This window comes from Aeromonas sp. FDAARGOS 1418 (genome assembly GCF_019048585.1).
GTDB lineage: Bacteria > Pseudomonadota > Gammaproteobacteria > Enterobacterales > Aeromonadaceae > Aeromonas > Aeromonas caviae.
The window spans coordinates 189,797-205,893 of sequence record NZ_CP077387.1 but is presented as its reverse complement, the minus strand read 5'-3'; the positions used below and the strand labels follow the sequence as shown (position 1 = coordinate 205,893).

16 protein-coding genes and 1 pseudogene are annotated in these 16,097 nt (G+C 63.7%); 13 read left to right on the top strand and 4 right to left on the bottom strand.

All coding sequences use genetic code 11. From position 1 onward, the window contains the following. Positions 1-172 precede the first annotated feature (172 nt). The 3 genes from pckA to hslR all read right to left on the bottom strand — a co-directional run bounded on the left by pckA (position 173) and on the right by hslR (position 3,335). Entirely contained in the window at positions 173-1,798 is a 1,626-nt protein-coding gene (pckA, locus tag I6L48_RS01010; RefSeq protein ID WP_010675730.1) for a phosphoenolpyruvate carboxykinase (ATP), read from the bottom strand. A gap of 149 nt (positions 1,799-1,947) precedes the next feature. Further along, positions 1,948-2,832: an Hsp33 family molecular chaperone HslO gene (gene hslO / locus I6L48_RS01005; RefSeq protein ID WP_010675729.1), complete on the bottom strand. Its 885-nt coding sequence runs from the start codon at positions 2,830-2,832 to the stop codon at positions 1,948-1,950. 104 nt (positions 2,833-2,936) lie between these two features. After that, entirely contained in the window at positions 2,937-3,335 is a 399-nt protein-coding gene (gene hslR / locus I6L48_RS01000) for a ribosome-associated heat shock protein Hsp15 (RefSeq protein ID WP_010675728.1), read from the bottom strand. Between the two features lie 213 nt (positions 3,336-3,548). Between hslR and exeC the strand changes: the two genes are divergently transcribed. From exeC to exeN, 13 genes and pseudogenes are all read left to right on the top strand, one after another. Next, on the top strand, positions 3,549-4,400 hold the full coding sequence (gene exeC, locus I6L48_RS00995; RefSeq protein WP_272865916.1) for a GspC family type II secretion system variant ExeC: 852 nt from the start codon (positions 3,549-3,551) through the stop codon (positions 4,398-4,400). A 21-nt stretch (positions 4,401-4,421) separates the two neighbouring features. Continuing rightward, positions 4,422-6,476 carry a GspD family T2SS secretin variant ExeD gene (gene exeD, locus I6L48_RS00990; protein ID WP_010675726.1) on the top strand — a complete coding sequence of 685 codons (2,055 nt, stop codon included), beginning with the start codon at positions 4,422-4,424 and terminating at the stop codon, positions 6,474-6,476. Then, positions 6,476-7,981 carry a GspE family T2SS ATPase variant ExeE gene (exeE, locus tag I6L48_RS00985; protein ID WP_041211720.1) on the top strand — a complete coding sequence of 502 codons (1,506 nt, stop codon included), beginning with the start codon at positions 6,476-6,478 and terminating at the stop codon, positions 7,979-7,981. The genes exeD and exeE overlap by 1 nt, the downstream gene beginning before the upstream one ends. 1 nt (position 7,982) lies before the next feature. After that, positions 7,983-9,203 carry a GspF family T2SS innner membrane protein variant ExeF gene (gene exeF, locus I6L48_RS00980; RefSeq protein ID WP_216987691.1) on the top strand — a complete coding sequence of 407 codons (1,221 nt, stop codon included), beginning with the start codon at positions 7,983-7,985 and terminating at the stop codon, positions 9,201-9,203. A 116-nt stretch (positions 9,204-9,319) separates the two neighbouring features. Continuing rightward, positions 9,320-9,751 carry a GspG family T2SS major pseudopilin variant ExeG gene (exeG, locus tag I6L48_RS00975; RefSeq protein ID WP_010675723.1) on the top strand — a complete coding sequence of 144 codons (432 nt, stop codon included), beginning with the start codon at positions 9,320-9,322 and terminating at the stop codon, positions 9,749-9,751. Between the two features lie 47 nt (positions 9,752-9,798). Next, positions 9,799-10,362: a GspH family T2SS minor pseudopilin variant ExeH gene (exeH, locus tag I6L48_RS00970; protein ID WP_010675722.1), complete on the top strand. Its 564-nt coding sequence runs from the start codon at positions 9,799-9,801 to the stop codon at positions 10,360-10,362. Between the two features lie 74 nt (positions 10,363-10,436). Further along, complete coding sequence (exeI, locus tag I6L48_RS00965; RefSeq protein WP_010675721.1) at positions 10,437-10,781, top strand: GspI family T2SS minor pseudopilin variant ExeI; 345 nt, start codon at positions 10,437-10,439, stop codon at positions 10,779-10,781. Between the two features lie 44 nt (positions 10,782-10,825). Beyond that, a complete protein-coding gene (exeJ, locus tag I6L48_RS00960; protein WP_103858238.1) occupies positions 10,826-11,467 on the top strand; it encodes a GspJ family T2SS minor pseudopilin variant ExeJ in 642 nt (213 codons plus the stop codon). 25 nt (positions 11,468-11,492) lie between these two features. Continuing rightward, positions 11,493-11,567: pseudogene (locus tag I6L48_RS20755) on the top strand (type II secretion system protein GspJ); the annotation flags it as partial. After that, a complete protein-coding gene (gene exeK / locus I6L48_RS00955) occupies positions 11,557-12,576 on the top strand; it encodes a GspK family T2SS minor pseudopilin variant ExeK (RefSeq protein WP_069651931.1) in 1,020 nt (339 codons plus the stop codon). The pseudogene I6L48_RS20755 and the gene exeK, both read left to right, overlap by 11 nt. A gap of 114 nt (positions 12,577-12,690) precedes the next feature. Further along, complete coding sequence (gene exeL, locus I6L48_RS00950; protein ID WP_216987690.1) at positions 12,691-13,875, top strand: GspL family type II secretion system protein ExeL; 1,185 nt, start codon at positions 12,691-12,693, stop codon at positions 13,873-13,875. Further along, positions 13,872-14,363: a GspM family type II secretion system protein ExeM gene (gene exeM / locus I6L48_RS00945; protein WP_010675717.1), complete on the top strand. Its 492-nt coding sequence runs from the start codon at positions 13,872-13,874 to the stop codon at positions 14,361-14,363. The genes exeL and exeM overlap by 4 nt, the downstream gene beginning before the upstream one ends. Next, on the top strand, positions 14,360-15,118 hold the full coding sequence (gene exeN, locus I6L48_RS00940) for a GspN family type II secretion system protein ExeN (RefSeq protein ID WP_039040581.1): 759 nt from the start codon (positions 14,360-14,362) through the stop codon (positions 15,116-15,118). The genes exeM and exeN overlap by 4 nt, the downstream gene beginning before the upstream one ends. A 48-nt stretch (positions 15,119-15,166) precedes the next feature. Here the strand turns inward: exeN and I6L48_RS00935 are convergent, their stop codons facing one another. Further along, positions 15,167-15,976 carry a helix-turn-helix transcriptional regulator gene (locus I6L48_RS00935; RefSeq protein ID WP_216987689.1) on the bottom strand — a complete coding sequence of 270 codons (810 nt, stop codon included), beginning with the start codon at positions 15,974-15,976 and terminating at the stop codon, positions 15,167-15,169. Between the last annotated feature and the right edge of the window lie 121 nt (positions 15,977-16,097).

Here is a 16,097-nt window from a genome sequence, read left to right as displayed (position 1 = left end):
CTGGGGTCACGGGCAGGTTGCAAAATTGTATATTGTATAAAGTTTGGCTGAATCTAACGCGCAAGGGCCGTCAAGGCAAGGCTTGGCGGGAGCCATATGCCGCGCATCGGCCAAAAAAATACCGGCCAGCAGGGCTGACCGGTACGGGATGGCGAGACGCGAGGCGCGTTTCTTACAACTGCGGGCCCGCCGCGACCAGGCGTTTGCCTTCGTCGTTGTCGGTGAAGCGCTCGAAGTTCTTGATGAAGCGCCCGGCCAGATCGGCCGCCTTGGCATCCCACTCGGCCTGGTCGGCGTAAGTGTCTCGCGGATCCAGGATGGCGGGGTTGACGCCCGGCAGCTCGGTCGGCACTTCCAGGTTGAACACCGGCAGTACCTTGGTCGGCGCCTTCTCGATGGAACCATCCAGGATGGCGTCGATGATGCCACGGGTATCCTTGATGGAGATCCGCTTGCCTGTGCCGTTCCAGCCGGTGTTGACCAGATAGGCTTCAGCCCCTGCCGCTTCCATCCGTTTCACCAGCTCCTGGCCGTACTTGGTCGGGTGCAGGCTGAGGAAAGCCGCGCCGAAGCAGGAGGAGAAGGTCGGGGTCGGCTCTGTGATGCCGCGCTCGGTACCGGCCAGCTTGGCGGTGAAGCCGGACAGGAAGTGGTACTTGGTCTGCTCCTTGGTCAGCTTGGCGACCGGGGGCAGCACACCGAAGGCGTCTGCGGTCAGGAAGATCACCTTGGTGGCGTGACCCGCCTTGGAGACCGGCTTGACGATGTTGTCGATGTGATAGATGGGGTAGGAGACCCGGGTATTCTCGGTGCGGGAACCGTCGTCGAAGTCGATGGTGCCATCGGCGGCCACGGTCACGTTCTCCAGCAGCGCATCGCGGCGGATGGCGTGGTAGATGTCCGGCTCGGCCTCTTCGGAGAGCTTGATGGTCTTGGCGTAGCAGCCCCCTTCGAAGTTGAACACGCCGTGATCATCCCAGCCGTGCTCGTCATCGCCGATCAGCTGACGCTTGGGATCGGTGGAGAGGGTGGTCTTGCCGGTGCCGGAGAGGCCGAAGAAGATGGCCACGTCCCCATCCTTGCCCACGTTGGCGGAGCAGTGCATGGAGGCGATGCCGCGCAGGGGCAGGAAGTAGTTCATCATGGAGAACATGCCTTTCTTCATCTCGCCACCGTACCAGGTGCCGCCGATGAGTTGCATCTTCTCGGTCATGTTGAAGGCGACGAAGTTCTCGGAGTTGAGACCCTGCTCCTTCCAGTTCGGGTTGGTGCACTTGGCACCGTTCATCACCACGAAGTCCGGTTTGAAGGTCTTCAGCTCCTCTTCGCTCGGGCGGATGAACATGTTCTTCACGAAGTGCGCCTGCCAGGCCACCTCGGTGATGATGCGCACTGCCAGGCGGGTGTCCGGGTTGGCGCCGCAGAAGCCGTCCACCACGAACAGACGCTTGCCGGAGAGCTGTTTGGTGACCAGCCCTTTCAGATGTGACCACACTTCCGGGGTGATCGCCTTGTTATCGTTTTTACCCTGGTCAGACCACCACACAGTATCCTGGGTAGTGGCATCTTTGACGATATATTTATCTTTAGGGGAGCGGCCGGTGAAGATGCCGGTGTTGACGTTGACGGCGCCAAGCTCGGTGACGACGCCACGTTCGAAGCCCTCAAGGTCTGAGCGGGTCTCTTCAGCGAAAAGCTGCTCATAGGAGGGGTTGCGAACGATTTCCTGGCTGTTTTTGATACCGTATTGGTCCAGCTTCAGTTGTTGGGCCAGGGTGGGTTCTACCACGATTGTCATTGTATTCTCCTGGGTTCAGAGGTGTGTAGGGTTCTATCTGACGTTCATGCTACCACCTAGGTGGTAGTTTTTAGCGATCGCCATCAAACTTTATAAAATAGGGTATTTTTTTGTTATTTAAGTTAAAGGCGGGTTTTGCCCGCCTTTGATTAGTGTAACTGGTTTGCATCATTACCGGGAGCCCTGCTGAACAGGGTTTCGATGTCTATCCCGTCGAATTCGTAGTGGGCGCCGCAGTAATCGCAGTGCATGTCGATCTTGCCGAGCTCCTGCACCATGGATACCGCTTCTTCCTTGTCTATCTGCAGCAAGGCCCCTTCGCAACGGGCGCGGGAGCAGGTGCAGCGGAACTCGATGGCCTGGGGATCGAACACCCGTACCTTGTCCTGGTGGTAGAGGCGGTAGAGGATCTCTTCCGCGTCCAGACCGAACAGCTCTTCGTCCTTGATGGTGGTGGTGAGCTGGACCAGGTGGTCGAAATCTTCGCTGTGATCCTCGCTCTGGGCCGGAAGCTCCTGCAGCAGGATGCCCGCCGCACGGGGCTCGCCCTCGTGGTGGCCGGTGCGGATCCAGAGGCGGGTGGCCAGTTGTTCGGACTGGGCGAAGTAGTGCTCCAGACAGGCCGCCAGGGTGTCGGCCTCCAGAGCGATGATGCCCTGATAGCGCTCTCCCTGATCCGGGGTGATGGTGATGACCAGATGGCCGTTGCCAATCAGGCTTTGCAGCTTGCCGTCCGTCGGCAGTTCCCCTTCATAGCGTGCAACGCCGCGCAATTGCTGGTTGTTGTCGCCGTTGATGACGGCCAGACGCACCGGACCGTCCCCCTGCAGCTGCACCGTGATGGAGCCTTCGAACTTGAGGGTGGCGGTCAGCAGGCTGGTGGCAACCAGCAGCTCGCCCAGCAGGTGCTGCACCTGTACCGGGTAGTTCTGGGCGTCGATGATGTGGCGGTAGGTACGATCCAGCTGGACCAGCTCCCCACGCACTTCGTACTCTTCGAACAGATAGCGATACAGGAGGTCTTGGTTACTCATCATGGTTTCCTAGGATGTTCTTGGGGAAAAATAAACACATTGTTAAACAGGTGGTTAGGAACTAATTCCTCCACCTGTCGTCATAAAGGGGCCACAGACGCGGATTAGGATTGCTTGACCCGGATAAGCTGGCGTCGCTCCTGCTTGTCGGGTCGGCGCTCCGGGCTTGGGGCAAACTGGCTGTTGAAGCGGCGGGCTTCGCTGTTTTCGGCCCGTTTCTTCAGGCTGGCCTCTGTCTCTTCATAGAGTTGCTGGGCCAGCGGGGCGGATTTGCGCTGCTCGCTCACCTCGAGCACCCGCACCTCCCGCTCGTCCTGGCCTTGCCAGAATCGCACCAGGGCGCCGACCTCGACCGCCTTGCCCGGCTTGGTGCGCTGGCCGTTGTAGTGCACCTTGCCGCCGTCGATCTGATCCCGCGCCAGACTGCGGGTCTTGTAAAAGCGGGCGGCCCACAGCCACTTGTCGAGACGGACCTGGGTGCTGCTTTGTGCTGGATTCGACATGGTTCGGCTCCGGGATGGCTGAAAAGGTGCCTGATTATACCAGAGGCGGGCCCCGGGATAGAAACAGGGGGCATCCGGGTGTGACGGAAACTGAATTTTCACCCCTTGGTCCCATCCGGTCGGTTGTCTCTGGGTCCATTGCCGTACACAATAGCCAACCGACTTGGATGCCAGACAATTTTGAGAAAGATGACGCTACCGTTCAGGGATGATTTGTTGACTTCCCTTCTGGCTCGCTGCAAGGCCATGCCACTCTCCCGTTTCAGCCAGCCCCTGTTCTGGCTTCTGCTGCTGTTGCTGGCCCAGCAGTGTGCCGTGCTCACCTGGCGCCTGTACGAACTGGCCCAGCCCGCTCCCCTGACCCCCTGGCAACCCTCGGTCACCTCGGTGCAGGGGAGTGGCGGCGATCGCCTCGATCTTGGCAACCTCAGCCGCCTCTCTCTCTTTGGCAAGGCGCTGCAACCCCAGGCGGACAAGGCGGCAGAGACGGTGGCGGCGGATGCCCCGAAAACCCAGCTCAACGCCCAGCTCAACGGGGTGCTGGCAAGCTCGGATCCCGCCAAGTCCATCGCCATCATCGCCCACAACGGGACACAGAACTCTTACGGCATCGGAGACTACATCGACGGTACCCAGGCCAGGATACGCCAGGTGTTTGCCGATCGGGTCATCATCGCCCGGGACGGCCGTGACGAGACCCTGATGCTGGACGGGGAAGAGTATGGCAAGCCCCTGCCCAAACCGGCCCGCCAGGAGGGACTCTCCTCCGTGCGCAGCGAACTGCTGGGCAACCCGGGCAAGATCACCGATTACCTCAACATTTCTCCGGTCCGGGTGGACGGTCGCATGACCGGCTATCGCCTCAACCCGGGTCGCAATCCGGAACTGTTCAATCAACTCGGACTGGTCGCCAACGATCTGGCGGTCAGCATCAACGGCCTGGATCTGCGTGACAACGCCCAGGCCATGCAGGCGATGCAGCAGGTGGCGGGCGCCACGGAAATGACCGTCACCGTCGAGCGGCAAGGACAGCTCTACGACGTCTATGTCGGCTTGTCAGAATAATGAATTGGAGTAGCACCAAGAATGACAAATAAAGGGAAGGGCTGGCGTCTGGCCACCATGGCGGCAGCCTTGATGATGGCCGGTTCTGCCTGGGCCACCGAGTATTCCGCCAGTTTCAAGAACGCCGACATCGAGGAGTTCATCAACACGGTCGGCAAGAACCTGAACAAAACCATCATCATAGAGCCATCGGTACGCGGCAAGATCAACGTGCGCAGCTATGACCTGCTCAACGAGGATCAGTACTACCAGTTCTTCCTGAGCGTGCTCGACGTTTACGGCTTTGCCGTGGTGCCCATGAACAACGGCGTGCTCAAGGTAGTGCGCTCCAAGGATGCCAAGACCTCGGCCATCCCCGTGGTGGATGACACCAACCCCGGCGTGGGTGACGAGATGGTGACCCGGGTGGTACCGGTGCGCAATGTCTCGGTCCGTGAACTGGCCCCCCTGCTGCGTCAGCTGAACGACAACGCCGGCGGCGGCAACGTGGTCCACTACGAGCCCTCCAACGTGCTGCTCATCACTGGCCGCGCCGCCGTCGTCAACCGCCTGGTGGAGGTGGTTCGCCGGGTGGACAAGGCGGGGGATCAGGACATGGACGTCATCAAGCTCAAGTTCGCCTCCGCCGGCGAGATGGTGCGGCTGGTGACCAACCTCAACAAGGATGGCAGCAATCAGGGGGCCAACGCCTCGCTGCTGCTCTCCCCCAAGGTGGTGGCCGACGAGCGCACCAACTCCGTGGTCATCAGCGGCGAGCCCAAGGCCCGTGCCCGCATCATCCAGATGGTGCGCCAGCTCGACCGGGATCTGCAGAGCCAGGGCAACACCCGGGTCTTCTACCTGAAATATGGCAAGGCCAAGGATCTGGTGGACGTCCTCAAGGGGGTCAGCTCCAGCATCGCCGCCGACAAGAAGGGCGGGGCGGCTGCCACGGCCACGGGCGGTGCCAGCATCGGCGGCGGCCAGCTCGCCATCTCCGCCGACGAGACCACCAATGCCCTGGTGATCACCGCCCAGCCGGACGTGATGGCCGAGCTGGAGCAGGTCATCGCCAAGCTCGACATTCGCCGTGCCCAGGTGCTGGTGGAGGCCATCATCGTCGAGATATCGGATGGTGACGGCATGAACCTCGGGGTGCAGTGGGCCAACACCAATGGCGGCGGCACCCAGTTCACCGACACCGGTCTGCCCATCGGCTCCCTGGCCATCGCCGCCAAGGATTACAAAGACAACGGCAACACCGACGGCCTGTCATCCCTGGCGGGCAGCTTCAGCGGCATGGCGGCAGGCTTCTATCACGGAGACTGGGCGGCGCTGGTGACGGCGCTCTCCACCAACAGCAAGAACGACATCCTCTCCACCCCGAGCATCGTCACCATGGACAACAAGGAGGCCTCTTTCAACGTCGGTCAGGAAGTGCCGGTGCAGAGCGGCTCCCAGAGCTCCACCACCAGCGATCAGGTGTTCAACACCATAGAGCGCAAGACGGTGGGGACCAAGCTGGTGGTGACGCCCCAGATCAACGAAGGAGATTCCGTGCTGCTCAACATCGAGCAGGAGGTCTCCAGCGTGGCACAGAAGCAGGCGACCGGGACCGCCAACCTGGGCCCCACCTTCGATACCCGCACCGTGAAGAACGCCGTGCTGGTCAAGAGCGGCGAGACAGTGGTGCTGGGTGGCCTGATGGACGAACAGACCCAGGAGCAGATCTCCAAGGTGCCCCTGCTCGGGGACATTCCGGTGCTGGGCTACCTGTTCCGTTCCTCCAAGACCTCCACCGCCAAGCGCAACCTGATGGTCTTCATCCGCCCGACCATATTGCGTGACGCCAATGTCTACTCCGGGGTCTCCAGCAACAAGTACACCCTGTTCAGGGCCGAACAGCTGAGCCGGGCTGCGGAAGAGGGCTATGCCACCTCGCCGGCTCGCCAGGTGCTGCCCGCCTATGGCCAGGACGTGATGATGTCCCCCGAGGTGCAGCAGCAGATCCAGAGAATGCAGGCCCAGCAGCAGGCGACCGCCACCGGCGTGCGCGCCCAGGTGCAGGAGCAGCCCTTCGTGCAGAGCAAGCCCTGATGGCCGCCTACCAGCTCGATGGCAGCGAGCTGCCGGCTCCCCTGCCGGAACTGCCGTTCGCGTTTGCCCGCAACTTCGGGGCCATCCTGACCGAGCGCCAGGGTGCCCCGGTGCTGCTCTGTCGTCAGGGGATCTCCCCCCAGACCCTGCTGGAGGTGCGACGGGTGGCGGGCTGTGCCTTCGCGGTGGAGCAGCTTGGCAACGACGAGTTCGAGACGCTCCTGATGGCCCACTATCAGCGTGACTCCTCCGAGGCGCGTCAGCTGATGGAGGATCTCGGCAACGAGATGGACTTCTTTGCCCTGGCCGAAGAGCTGCCCCAGAGCGAGGATCTGCTGGATGCCGACGACGACGCCCCCATCATTCGCCTCATCAATGCCATGTTGAGCGAGGCGATAAAAGAAGAGGCGTCCGACATCCACATCGAGACCTTCGAGCGGGCCCTGGTGATCCGTTTTCGCATCGATGGGGTGCTGCGGGAGATCCTGCGCCCCCATCGCAAACTCGCCTCCCTGCTGGTGTCGCGCATCAAGGTCATGTCGCGCATGGACATCGCCGAGAAGCGGGTGCCCCAGGATGGCCGCATCTCACTGCGCATCGGCGGCCGGGCGGTGGACGTGCGGGTCTCCACCATGCCCTCCAGCTACGGCGAGCGGGTGGTATTGCGACTGCTCGACAAGAACAACGTGCGCCTCGAGCTCAAGCAGCTCGGCATGACGCTGGCCAACCGCAACATCATCAGCGAGCTCATTCGCAAGCCCCACGGCATCATCCTGGTGACGGGCCCGACCGGTTCGGGCAAGTCCACCACCCTCTATGCGGCCCTCTCGGAGATCAACTCCCGGGATCGCAACATCCTGACCGTCGAAGACCCCATCGAATATGACCTCGAAGGGGTGGGCCAGACCCAGGTCAACAGCAAGGTGGACATGACCTTCGCCCGGGGCCTGCGCGCCATTCTGCGCCAGGATCCGGACGTGGTGATGGTGGGGGAAATCCGTGACCTCGAGACCGCCCAGATCGCGGTGCAGGCATCCCTCACCGGTCACCTGGTGATGTCGACCCTGCACACCAACACCGCCATCGGCGCCATCACCCGGATGCGGGACATGGGGATCGAGCCCTTCCTGCTCTCCTCGTCGCTCCTGGCGGTACTGGCCCAGCGGCTGGTGCGTACCCTCTGCCCGGACTGCCGCGCACCGCACCCTGTCACCGAGCAGGAGCGTCTGGCCATGGGCATCGAGCTTGCGCCGGATCAGCAGATCTGGCGTCCGGTGGGCTGCGAGCAGTGCAACCACACCGGCTATCGCGGCCGGACCGGCATCCACGAGCTGGTGGTGGTGGACGAGGCGGTGCGCGAGGCGATCCACAGCGCCAGCGGCGAGCTCGCCATCGAGCGGCTGATCCGGGGTCACACCCCCAGCATCCGCCGCGACGGCATCGACAAGGTGCTCAAGGGGCAGACCAGCCTCGAAGAGGTGCTGCGCGTGACCCGGGAAGACTGAGATGGCGGCATTTGAATACAAGGCCCTCGACGGCAAGGGGCGCAACAAGAGCGGCGTGCTGGAAGGGGATTCCGCCCGCCAGGTGCGCCAGCTGCTGCGCGAGCAGGGGCTGACCCCCCTCGAGGTGAACGAGACCACCGAGAAGGCCAAGCGGGAGGCGAACCGCTTCGTGCTGTTTCGCCGTGGTGCCTCCACCGCAGAACTGGCCCTCATCACCCGCCAGCTGGCGACCCTGGTGGGGGCCGGTCTCACCATCGAAGAGGCCCTCAAGGCGGTCGCCGAGCAGTGCGAGAAGGCCCACCTGCGCAGCCTGGTGGCGACGGTGCGCAGCAAGGTGGTGGAGGGGTATTCCCTGGCCGATTCGCTGGGGGCCTTCCCCCATGTGTTCGACCAGCTGTTCCGCTCCATGGTGGCGGCCGGCGAGAAGTCCAGTCACCTGGAGAAGGTGCTCAACCGTCTCGCCGATTACACCGAGCAGCGCCAGCACATGCGCACCAAGCTGCTGCAGGCGATGATCTATCCCATCGTCCTCACCCTGGTGGCGGTGGGGGTCATCTCCATACTGCTCACCGCCGTGGTGCCCAAGGTGGTGGCCCAGTTCGAACACATGGGCCAGCAACTGCCGGGCACCACCCGTTTCCTCATCGGCACCAGCGAGCTGTTGCAGCACTACGGCCTCTGGTTCCTGCTGCTCCTTGGCATTGGCGGTCTGATTTGGCGCTGGTGGCTGACCGACGACAAGCGTCGTCGTCGCTGGCACCAGGTGATACTGCGCCTGCCGGTGATCGGTCGGGTCAGCCGCGGTCTCAACACCGCCCGCTTTGCCCGCACCCTGAGCATCCTCAACGCCAGCGCCGTCCCCCTGCTGGAGGGAATGAAGATCGCCGGGGAAGTGCTCTCAAACGACTATGCCCGCATGCGCATCGGTGAGGCCACCGAGCGGGTGCGGGAGGGGACCAGCCTGCGCAAGTCGCTGGATGAAACCAGAATTTTTCCGCCCATGATGCTGCACATGATCGCCTCGGGCGAGCAGAGCGGCGAGCTCGACAGCATGCTGGAGCGGGCGGCGGACAACCAGGACAGGGAGTTCGAAACCCAGGTGAACATCGCCCTCGGGGTGTTCGAGCCCATGCTGGTGGTCTCCATGGCCGGGGTGGTGCTGTTTATCGTGATGTCGATCCTGCAGCCGATCCTGGAGCTCAACAACATGGTGAATCTGTGAGGGTCGGGTGCCCGAATAGGCTTCGCCATTCGAACCTGCAAATTCAATCGAACGATCGTGGTTTAACAGTTAATCGTTGATGGCTCATGCCATCTCATTTCGTTAGGGAGTCAGTCATGCAAAAGCGTCGTCAATCGGGTTTTACCCTGCTGGAAGTGATGGTGGTCATCGTGATCCTGGGGATCCTGGCCAGCCTGGTGGTGCCCAACCTGATGGGCAACAAGGAGAAGGCGGATCAGCAAAAAGCGGTCTCCGACATAGTGGCGCTGGAAAACGCCCTCGACATGTACAAGCTGGACAACAACCGCTACCCGACCACCGAGCAGGGGCTGGATGCCCTGGTCAACAAGCCGACCGCATCCCCTGAGCCGCGCAGCTACCGTGAAGGGGGCTACATCAAGCGCCTGCCGCAGGATCCCTGGGGCAACCAGTACCAGCTGCTGAGCCCGGGCCAGTTCGGCAAGATCGACATCTTCTCCATGGGGATGGACGGCGAAGCCGGGACCGATGACGACATCGGCAACTGGAACCTGAAGGACTTCCAATAAGTGATTCCGCCGCGTCGTGCTCACTGCGCCACCCCGGGGCTGCCTGAATGAAGGTGGCCTCTTCGGCCCGTCACCAGGCCGGTTTTACCCTGCTGGAGGTGTTGCTGGTCGCCATGTTGATGGGACTGGTGGCGACCGCCGTCACCCTCAGCATGGGGGGCGCCAGGGGGGATCGGGAGCTCGACAAGCAGGCGCGCCGCTTCATGGCGACCCTGCAGCAGGCCCAGGAGTATTCGGTGATGGATGGCAGGCTGCTGGGGCTGCGGGTCGAGGAGAACGGCTGGCAGTTTATGTCCCGGGATCCCAAGGATCGCAAGTGGCGCGCCCTGACCGGTGACAAGTTGCTGGGGCCGGTGACGTTGCCGGAGGGGATGACCCTGGCGGTGGAGCTGGAAGGTTTCAACTGGCGTACTGCGTCGGACGAACGCCAGGAGCAGGGTCGGGACGAGCGCGAGCGGACACCCCAGATCCTGGTCTTTCCGGGGGGAGAGCTCTCTCCCTTCGTGCTGACCCTGAGCCAGCAGGACGAGGATCTGCACTACCTGCGCACCGTCAGGGGGGACGAGTTCGGTCGTCTCTCCCTGTTGCAGGATGAAGAGGAAGAAGAGTGAGGAGCGCCAGGCCCGCAGGGGGCGCTCTAGCGCGTCGCACCGCTCTGTCGGGCGGCCCCGCCCGGGTGCGCGGCATGACGCTGCTGGAGGTCATGGTGGCCCTGGCGGTGTTTGCCATCGCCGGGCTGGCGGTGATGAAGACCGCGAGCGAACACCTGGCCGGCCTCAATTATCTGGAGCAGAAGACCCTGGCGACCTGGGTGGTGGAGAATCAGCTGGTGCAGCAGAAGCTCGAAGGCAAATGGCCGGGAGACAGCTGGGTGGAAGGGGACGAGGAGATGGCCGGGCAGACCTGGTACTGGCGCTATCGCGGCGTCGCCACGGCGGACAGCAACTTCAGGGCGCTGGACATGGAAGTGCGCACTGCGCCCAAGGCCGACAGCCCGGTGGCCATGATCCGGACCTATCTCAGCCGATGAACATTCATCAACGTGCGTCCATGATCCGGAGCCGGTGTCAGCCGATGATCCAGAGCAACCCCCGCCCATCGCGCCACCGCGGCTTTACCCTGCTTGAGATGCTGGTGGCCATTGCCATCTTCGCCACCCTGAGCCTGGGGGCCTATCAGGTGCTGCAAGGGGTGCTGACCAGCGACGAGGTTGCCAAGCGCAAGGAGGCCCGCCTTTCGGAACTGCAGCTCGCCTTCAGCCTGCTGGAGCGGGACGTCACCCAGATGGTGCCGCGCAGCGGTCGCATCGACGGCGAAAACAACAAGGTGCTGCTGGCGGCGTCCCGCTTCGGCCAGCAGAGCGACGACTGGGGCATGGCCTTCATTCGCGGCGGCTGGCTCAATCCGGACGGCATACTGCCGCGCTCCGGCCTGCAACGAGTGGGTTGGCGTCTCAAGGGGCAGACCCTGGAGCGGTTGAGCTACCTCTATCCGGATCCGGCCATTGGCACCGAGCCGCGCATTCAGCCCGTGCTGACCGGCGTGACGGCGCTGCGCCTCTATTTCTACGACAAGGGACAGTGGAAGGAAGAGTGGACCCAACGCGACCTGCTGCCCTACGGGCTGGCGGTGGAGCTGGAGCTTGAAGACTACGGCACCATCCGTCGCCAGTTCCTGATCGGAGCCGGTGGCCAGAGGGCAGAGAATGGTAACTGATCGTCGTTTTCCCCTGTCCGTCACGGAGGATGACGGCACTATTCGACGTCGCCAGTTCTTGATCGGTGCTGGTGGCCAGCGAGCGGACAATGGCAATTAAGCGCCCCCGCCCTCCTTTGGCCCCCAGCAGACAGCGGGGCATGGCCCTGCTGGTGGTGTTGCTCATCCTCGCGGTGATGGTGATCGTCGCCAGCAACATGAGCGGCCGCCTGCAACTGGAGCTGCGTCGCACCGCCAACCTCACCCTGGGCAAGCAGGCCTGGTGGTATGCCATGTCGGCGGAGGCCCTGGTGATCAAGGTGCTGAACCAGGACTTCAAGGATGACCCGGATCGGGTGAGTCTGGGACAAAACTGGGCGCGGGAGGACGGGGTCTTCCCGGTGGAGGATGGCACTCTCTCGGGCCGGGTGCGGGATCTGCAATCCTGCTTCAACCTCAACAGCCTGAGCGTGCCCCTCAAGGAGGGGGAGAACGGCGACGATCTCGAGGCCCAGCCTTACCAGTTCAAGGTGTTCCGGGCCCTGCTCGCCCAGCTCGAGGTGGATGATTACGAAGCGGTACAGCTGACGGACGCCATCCGCGACTGGACCGACAAGGATACCCAGCTGGTCTCGAGCAACGGGGCCGAGGATGCCTACTACGAGGGACTCAATCCCCCCTACCTGGTGGCTAACCAGCGGATGCTGGGCACCGACGAATTGCGGGCGGTGCGCGGGGTGAGCGCCAGCCTGTACGCCCGGTTGGCCCCCTATGTGTGCTCCCTGCCCAATGACAAGCTGGTGGTGAACATCAACACCATCCGGCCGGAGCAGGCGGCCCTGCTGGTGGGGCTCTACCAGGGGAAGATCGGGCTGGACGATGCCAAGCGGGTGCTGACCAGCCGCCCCAAGAAGGGGTGGAAGAACAAGCAGGAGATGACGGAGCAGTTGCAGGTTCAGCCGGGTGCCATCACCGGGCTGGATGGTGCCCTGGACATCAAGAGCAGCTTCTTCGAGGCCCGCCTGCTGGCGGAGGTGGGGGAGACCCGCGCCAGGCTTGAGACCGTCTTCCAGCGTGGCAAGGACAACAAGCTGGTGATGCTGCGTCGCCTGAGCGGCGGCGCCGAATAACAAGGGGGCGTGGGGCGGTTTCAGCTGCCCTGCGCATCCCCCGATTGGACTGCAACCCATGGCTGTGCGCCCGCCCCCCCTGAGGGAGGAGCGGGCATGGCAGGAGAGACATTAGTGAGCGAGAGTCTGGTCATCCGTCTGGGGACCAATGCGCAGCAGCCAGTGCACTGGCTGGTCTGGTCGGCGCAGGAGCAGGAGATCATCGCCTCCGGCATCCTGGCCTCGGCGCACGCCCTCGGCGAGCTGCAGGAGCGTGCCAGTGGTCGCCCCGTGGTGACCCTGGTGCCCGGCAGCGATCTTATCTTCCGGCGGGTCAATCTGCCGGGCAAATACAGCCGCCAGAGTGCGGCGGCCCTGCCCTATCTGCTGGAGGAGCAGATCGCCTCAGACGTGGACGATCTGCACCTGGTGGTGCTCGGCCATCAGGGCCGCGAGGTGGATCTGATGGCGGTGGACAAGGGGAAGATGCACTCCTGGCTCGGCTGGCTGGAGCAGGCAGGGCTCAAGACCCTGCACCTGCTGCCCGACGTGCTGGCACTGCCGCTCGTCGCCGATGGCTGGTCAGCCCTGCAGCTGGGGGAGGAGTGGCTGGTCCGCCAGGGCCCCCGTCAGGGCATAGTGGCGGAGGAATCCCTGCTGGCCATGCTGCTGGCAGCGCAGACCGAACCCGTCACCCTGCACTGCCATACTCCCATCCCCGCCATGGCGGCGGGCAACTGGCAGGAGGCTGACCCGGAACTGCCCATGCTGTTGCTGGCAAAAGGGGCGCTGACCTGCCAGGCCAACCTGTTGCAGGGGCCCTATCGTCCCCAGACCGAATACGCCCGCTACTGGTTGCAGTGGCGCAAGGTGGCGGTGCTGGCAGGCGTATTGTTGCTGGTGGCCCTGGTGCAGCGCGGTGTGCATCTGCACCAGCTGGCGGAACAGGACAAGGCCCTCAAGGCGGAGATCCGGCAGGTCTACACCCGGATCTTCCCGGGGGAGACGCGCATCGTCAACGTGCGCAGCCAGATGACCCAGCACCTCCAGCAGTTGGGGCAGGCTCCCCAGGATGGCGTCCTGTTGCTCCTGACCGAGCTGGCCCCGGTGTTTGCCGAGGTGCCCGGCCTCAAGCCCGAGGTGCTGCGCTTCGATGCAGCCCGGGGCGAGCTGAGGTTGCAGGTAACGGCCCCCGGCTTCACCGAGATCGAACGTTTCCGCGAGCTGGCGGGCAAGCGCTTCGAGGTGCAGCAGGGTGAGGTGCGAAGCACCGAAGGCAAGGTCGAAGGGGCGCTGGTGCTCAAGGGGAGGTCGTCATGATGGACAAACTGCAGAGCTGGTGGCGCGGCATCAGTGCCCGCGAGCAGCGGCTGGTGGCGGTGGGGGGCAGCGTGCTGCTCATCGGGCTCTTCTACTGGGCGATCTGGCAGCCGGTGGCAAATCGCATTGCCGAGCGCGAGCGGCAGGTGGTGAACCAGCAGCAGACCCTGGCCTGGCTCAAGGAGAAGGGACAGGAGGTGCTGGCGATGCAGGGGGGACAGGGGCGCCAGATCGATACCGGCGGTACCCTGGACGGCGTGGTGAACCGCACCGCCTTCAACCAGAAGATCAAGATTGCCCGCTTGCAGCCCCAGGGTCAGGAGCTGCAGGTATGGATAGACACGGTGCCGTTCGATGATCTGCTGATCTGGCTTGCGACCCTCTCGGATCAATACGGCGTCCAGGTGCAGATCATCGAGCTGGCCCGCGAGGGGCTGGCCCCCGGGCTGGTCAAGGTCAGACGTTTGCAGTTGAGTCGTTCCCAATGAAGCGAAAAATAGTGATCGCCAGTCTCTTCCTGCTGGCCTATCTCGGTTTCCTGTTGGCCCAGTTGCCAGCATCCCTGGTGGTGCGCCATCTGCCGCTGCCCCCCAATCTGGTGCGGTTGGAGGGGGTGAGCGGCACCCTCTGGAGCGGTCAGGCCGCCCGGGTGCAATATGCCAGCGAGTCCCTCACCCAGTTGCGCTGGGATCTCGATGGCTGGTCCCTGCTGCGGCTGGCGCCCGAGGTGTCGGTGCGCTTTGGCGAGCGCAGCGGACTCAACGGGCAGGGGATCCTGGGTTGGAACGGTGCCGCTTTCGGGCGCGACATCACCCTGAATGCGCCTGCCCCCTGGGTGCTGGAGAGGGTGCCGATGAGACCCCCCTTCCCGTTGACGGCGACGGGTCAGTTGCAGCTCAAGATCGATCAGTTTGCCCAGGGCACTCCCTGGTGCGACAACCTTTACGGGGATCTTCACTGGTATGACGCACAGGCGGACACCCCGGCGGGCAAGCTGGCCCTGGGGGATCCCGAGATCACGCTCACCTGTCTCGACTCCCGGCTGGTGGCCGAGATCAAGCAGGGCTCGGAGGCGGTGCAGGTGCTGGGCAAGCTGGAGTTGCAGGCGAATCGCCAGTACCTGTTCCAGGGCACCCTGAAACCGGGTCCCGAGCTGCCGGACCAGATGAAACAGGGGCTCCCCTTCCTCGGCCAGCCCGATGGGCAGGGGCGCTTCCCGCTGCGTTATCAGGGCCGCATCTGACGGCGTTGCCCATGATTTGAACCACCCCGCCCCGGCGGGGTGGTGTCGTTATGGGGGCGCGCCGGCTGGCGCCGTGATGAGGTGATTGAGGAAGAAGCTGAACAGCTCGGCCCGGGAGTGCAGGTTCAACTTGGCGTAGAGGTGCTTGCGGTGATTCTTCACCGTGCCGCTGCCGATGCCGAGCGCACCGGCAATGGCCTCGGTATCCAGCCCCTGCAACAGCAAACCCGCCACCTGGCGCTCCCGCCGGGTTAGTTGATCTCCCCCCACACTGGCGATAGCCTGCTCCACCGCCCCCTTGAGGTCAGTGCCATCTGACCTGACCGGGCTGCGGGCCAGGCGGGGTGTCTCTTCCCGCCAGTGCTGGCGACACAGCGAATGCACCAGCGGGAACAGTGCCTCCAGCCTGGCCAGCTCGTCACGGCTGAGGGAGCTGCGCTTGTCGAGGCGGCCCAGAAACAGCATCAGGGTGAGGCCGCCGCGCACCGGCAGGATCAGCCCCACCTCTTCCTGCCAGCCGGTGGCCTGATAGAAGTGGTGGCGATACTCGGGGTCGAGCCGCCCCCGCGACACCTGCGCCAGGGTCCAGACCCCGGCACCCAGCCCCTGCTCCAGCGCCTGCATGAAGGGATCCTGACTGAAGTGGCGGGTGAGGTAGCGGTCGAACAATAGGGCCCGCTGATGATGCAGGTTGTCGTAGAGGTAGACGGGGCGCAGCCCCACCCCGAGCAGCAGGGCACAGTCGAACGCCACCTGTTGCTGGATGAGGCGCACCAGGGCTGCCGGGAAGCCGCTGCCGTGCAGGGCATCGACGGCGGCGGTCAGGCTCAGGGTATCCGTGGCAGGAGACGGGGACATGGCGATGGGCTCCGGGTCAGGGAATGGCTTCCCCACGATGGCAGGATGCTAGCACGGGAGTGGCAAAACTGTCCCCTGGGGGACATATCTGCCAGCACTGCAAACGGCGAGGATGGCCCTC

Excerpts from the sequence above, each read along its gene's own strand:
- exeD (WP_010675726.1), top strand. The coding sequence starts at position 4,422 with ATGACAAATAAAGGGAAGGGCTGGCGTCTGGCCACCATGGCGGCAGCC.
- hslR (WP_010675728.1), bottom strand. The coding sequence starts at position 3,335 with ATGTCGAATCCAGCACAAAGCAGCACCCAGGTCCGTCTCGACAAGTGG.
- exeG (WP_010675723.1), top strand. The coding sequence starts at position 9,320 with ATGCAAAAGCGTCGTCAATCGGGTTTTACCCTGCTGGAAGTGATGGTG.
- exeN (WP_039040581.1), top strand. The coding sequence starts at position 14,360 with ATGAAGCGAAAAATAGTGATCGCCAGTCTCTTCCTGCTGGCCTATCTC.
- exeH (WP_010675722.1), top strand. The coding sequence starts at position 9,799 with ATGAAGGTGGCCTCTTCGGCCCGTCACCAGGCCGGTTTTACCCTGCTG.
- exeM (WP_010675717.1), top strand. The coding sequence starts at position 13,872 with ATGATGGACAAACTGCAGAGCTGGTGGCGCGGCATCAGTGCCCGCGAG.
- exeE (WP_041211720.1), top strand. The coding sequence starts at position 6,476 with ATGGCCGCCTACCAGCTCGATGGCAGCGAGCTGCCGGCTCCCCTGCCG.
- pckA (WP_010675730.1), bottom strand. The coding sequence starts at position 1,798 with ATGACAATCGTGGTAGAACCCACCCTGGCCCAACAACTGAAGCTGGAC.
- exeK (WP_069651931.1), top strand. The coding sequence starts at position 11,557 with ATGGCAATTAAGCGCCCCCGCCCTCCTTTGGCCCCCAGCAGACAGCGG.
- exeI (WP_010675721.1), top strand. The coding sequence starts at position 10,437 with ATGACGCTGCTGGAGGTCATGGTGGCCCTGGCGGTGTTTGCCATCGCC.
- I6L48_RS00935 (WP_216987689.1), bottom strand. The coding sequence starts at position 15,976 with ATGTCCCCGTCTCCTGCCACGGATACCCTGAGCCTGACCGCCGCCGTC.
- exeJ (WP_103858238.1), top strand. The coding sequence starts at position 10,826 with ATGATCCAGAGCAACCCCCGCCCATCGCGCCACCGCGGCTTTACCCTG.
- exeF (WP_216987691.1), top strand. The coding sequence starts at position 7,983 with ATGGCGGCATTTGAATACAAGGCCCTCGACGGCAAGGGGCGCAACAAG.
- hslO (WP_010675729.1), bottom strand. The coding sequence starts at position 2,832 with ATGAGTAACCAAGACCTCCTGTATCGCTATCTGTTCGAAGAGTACGAA.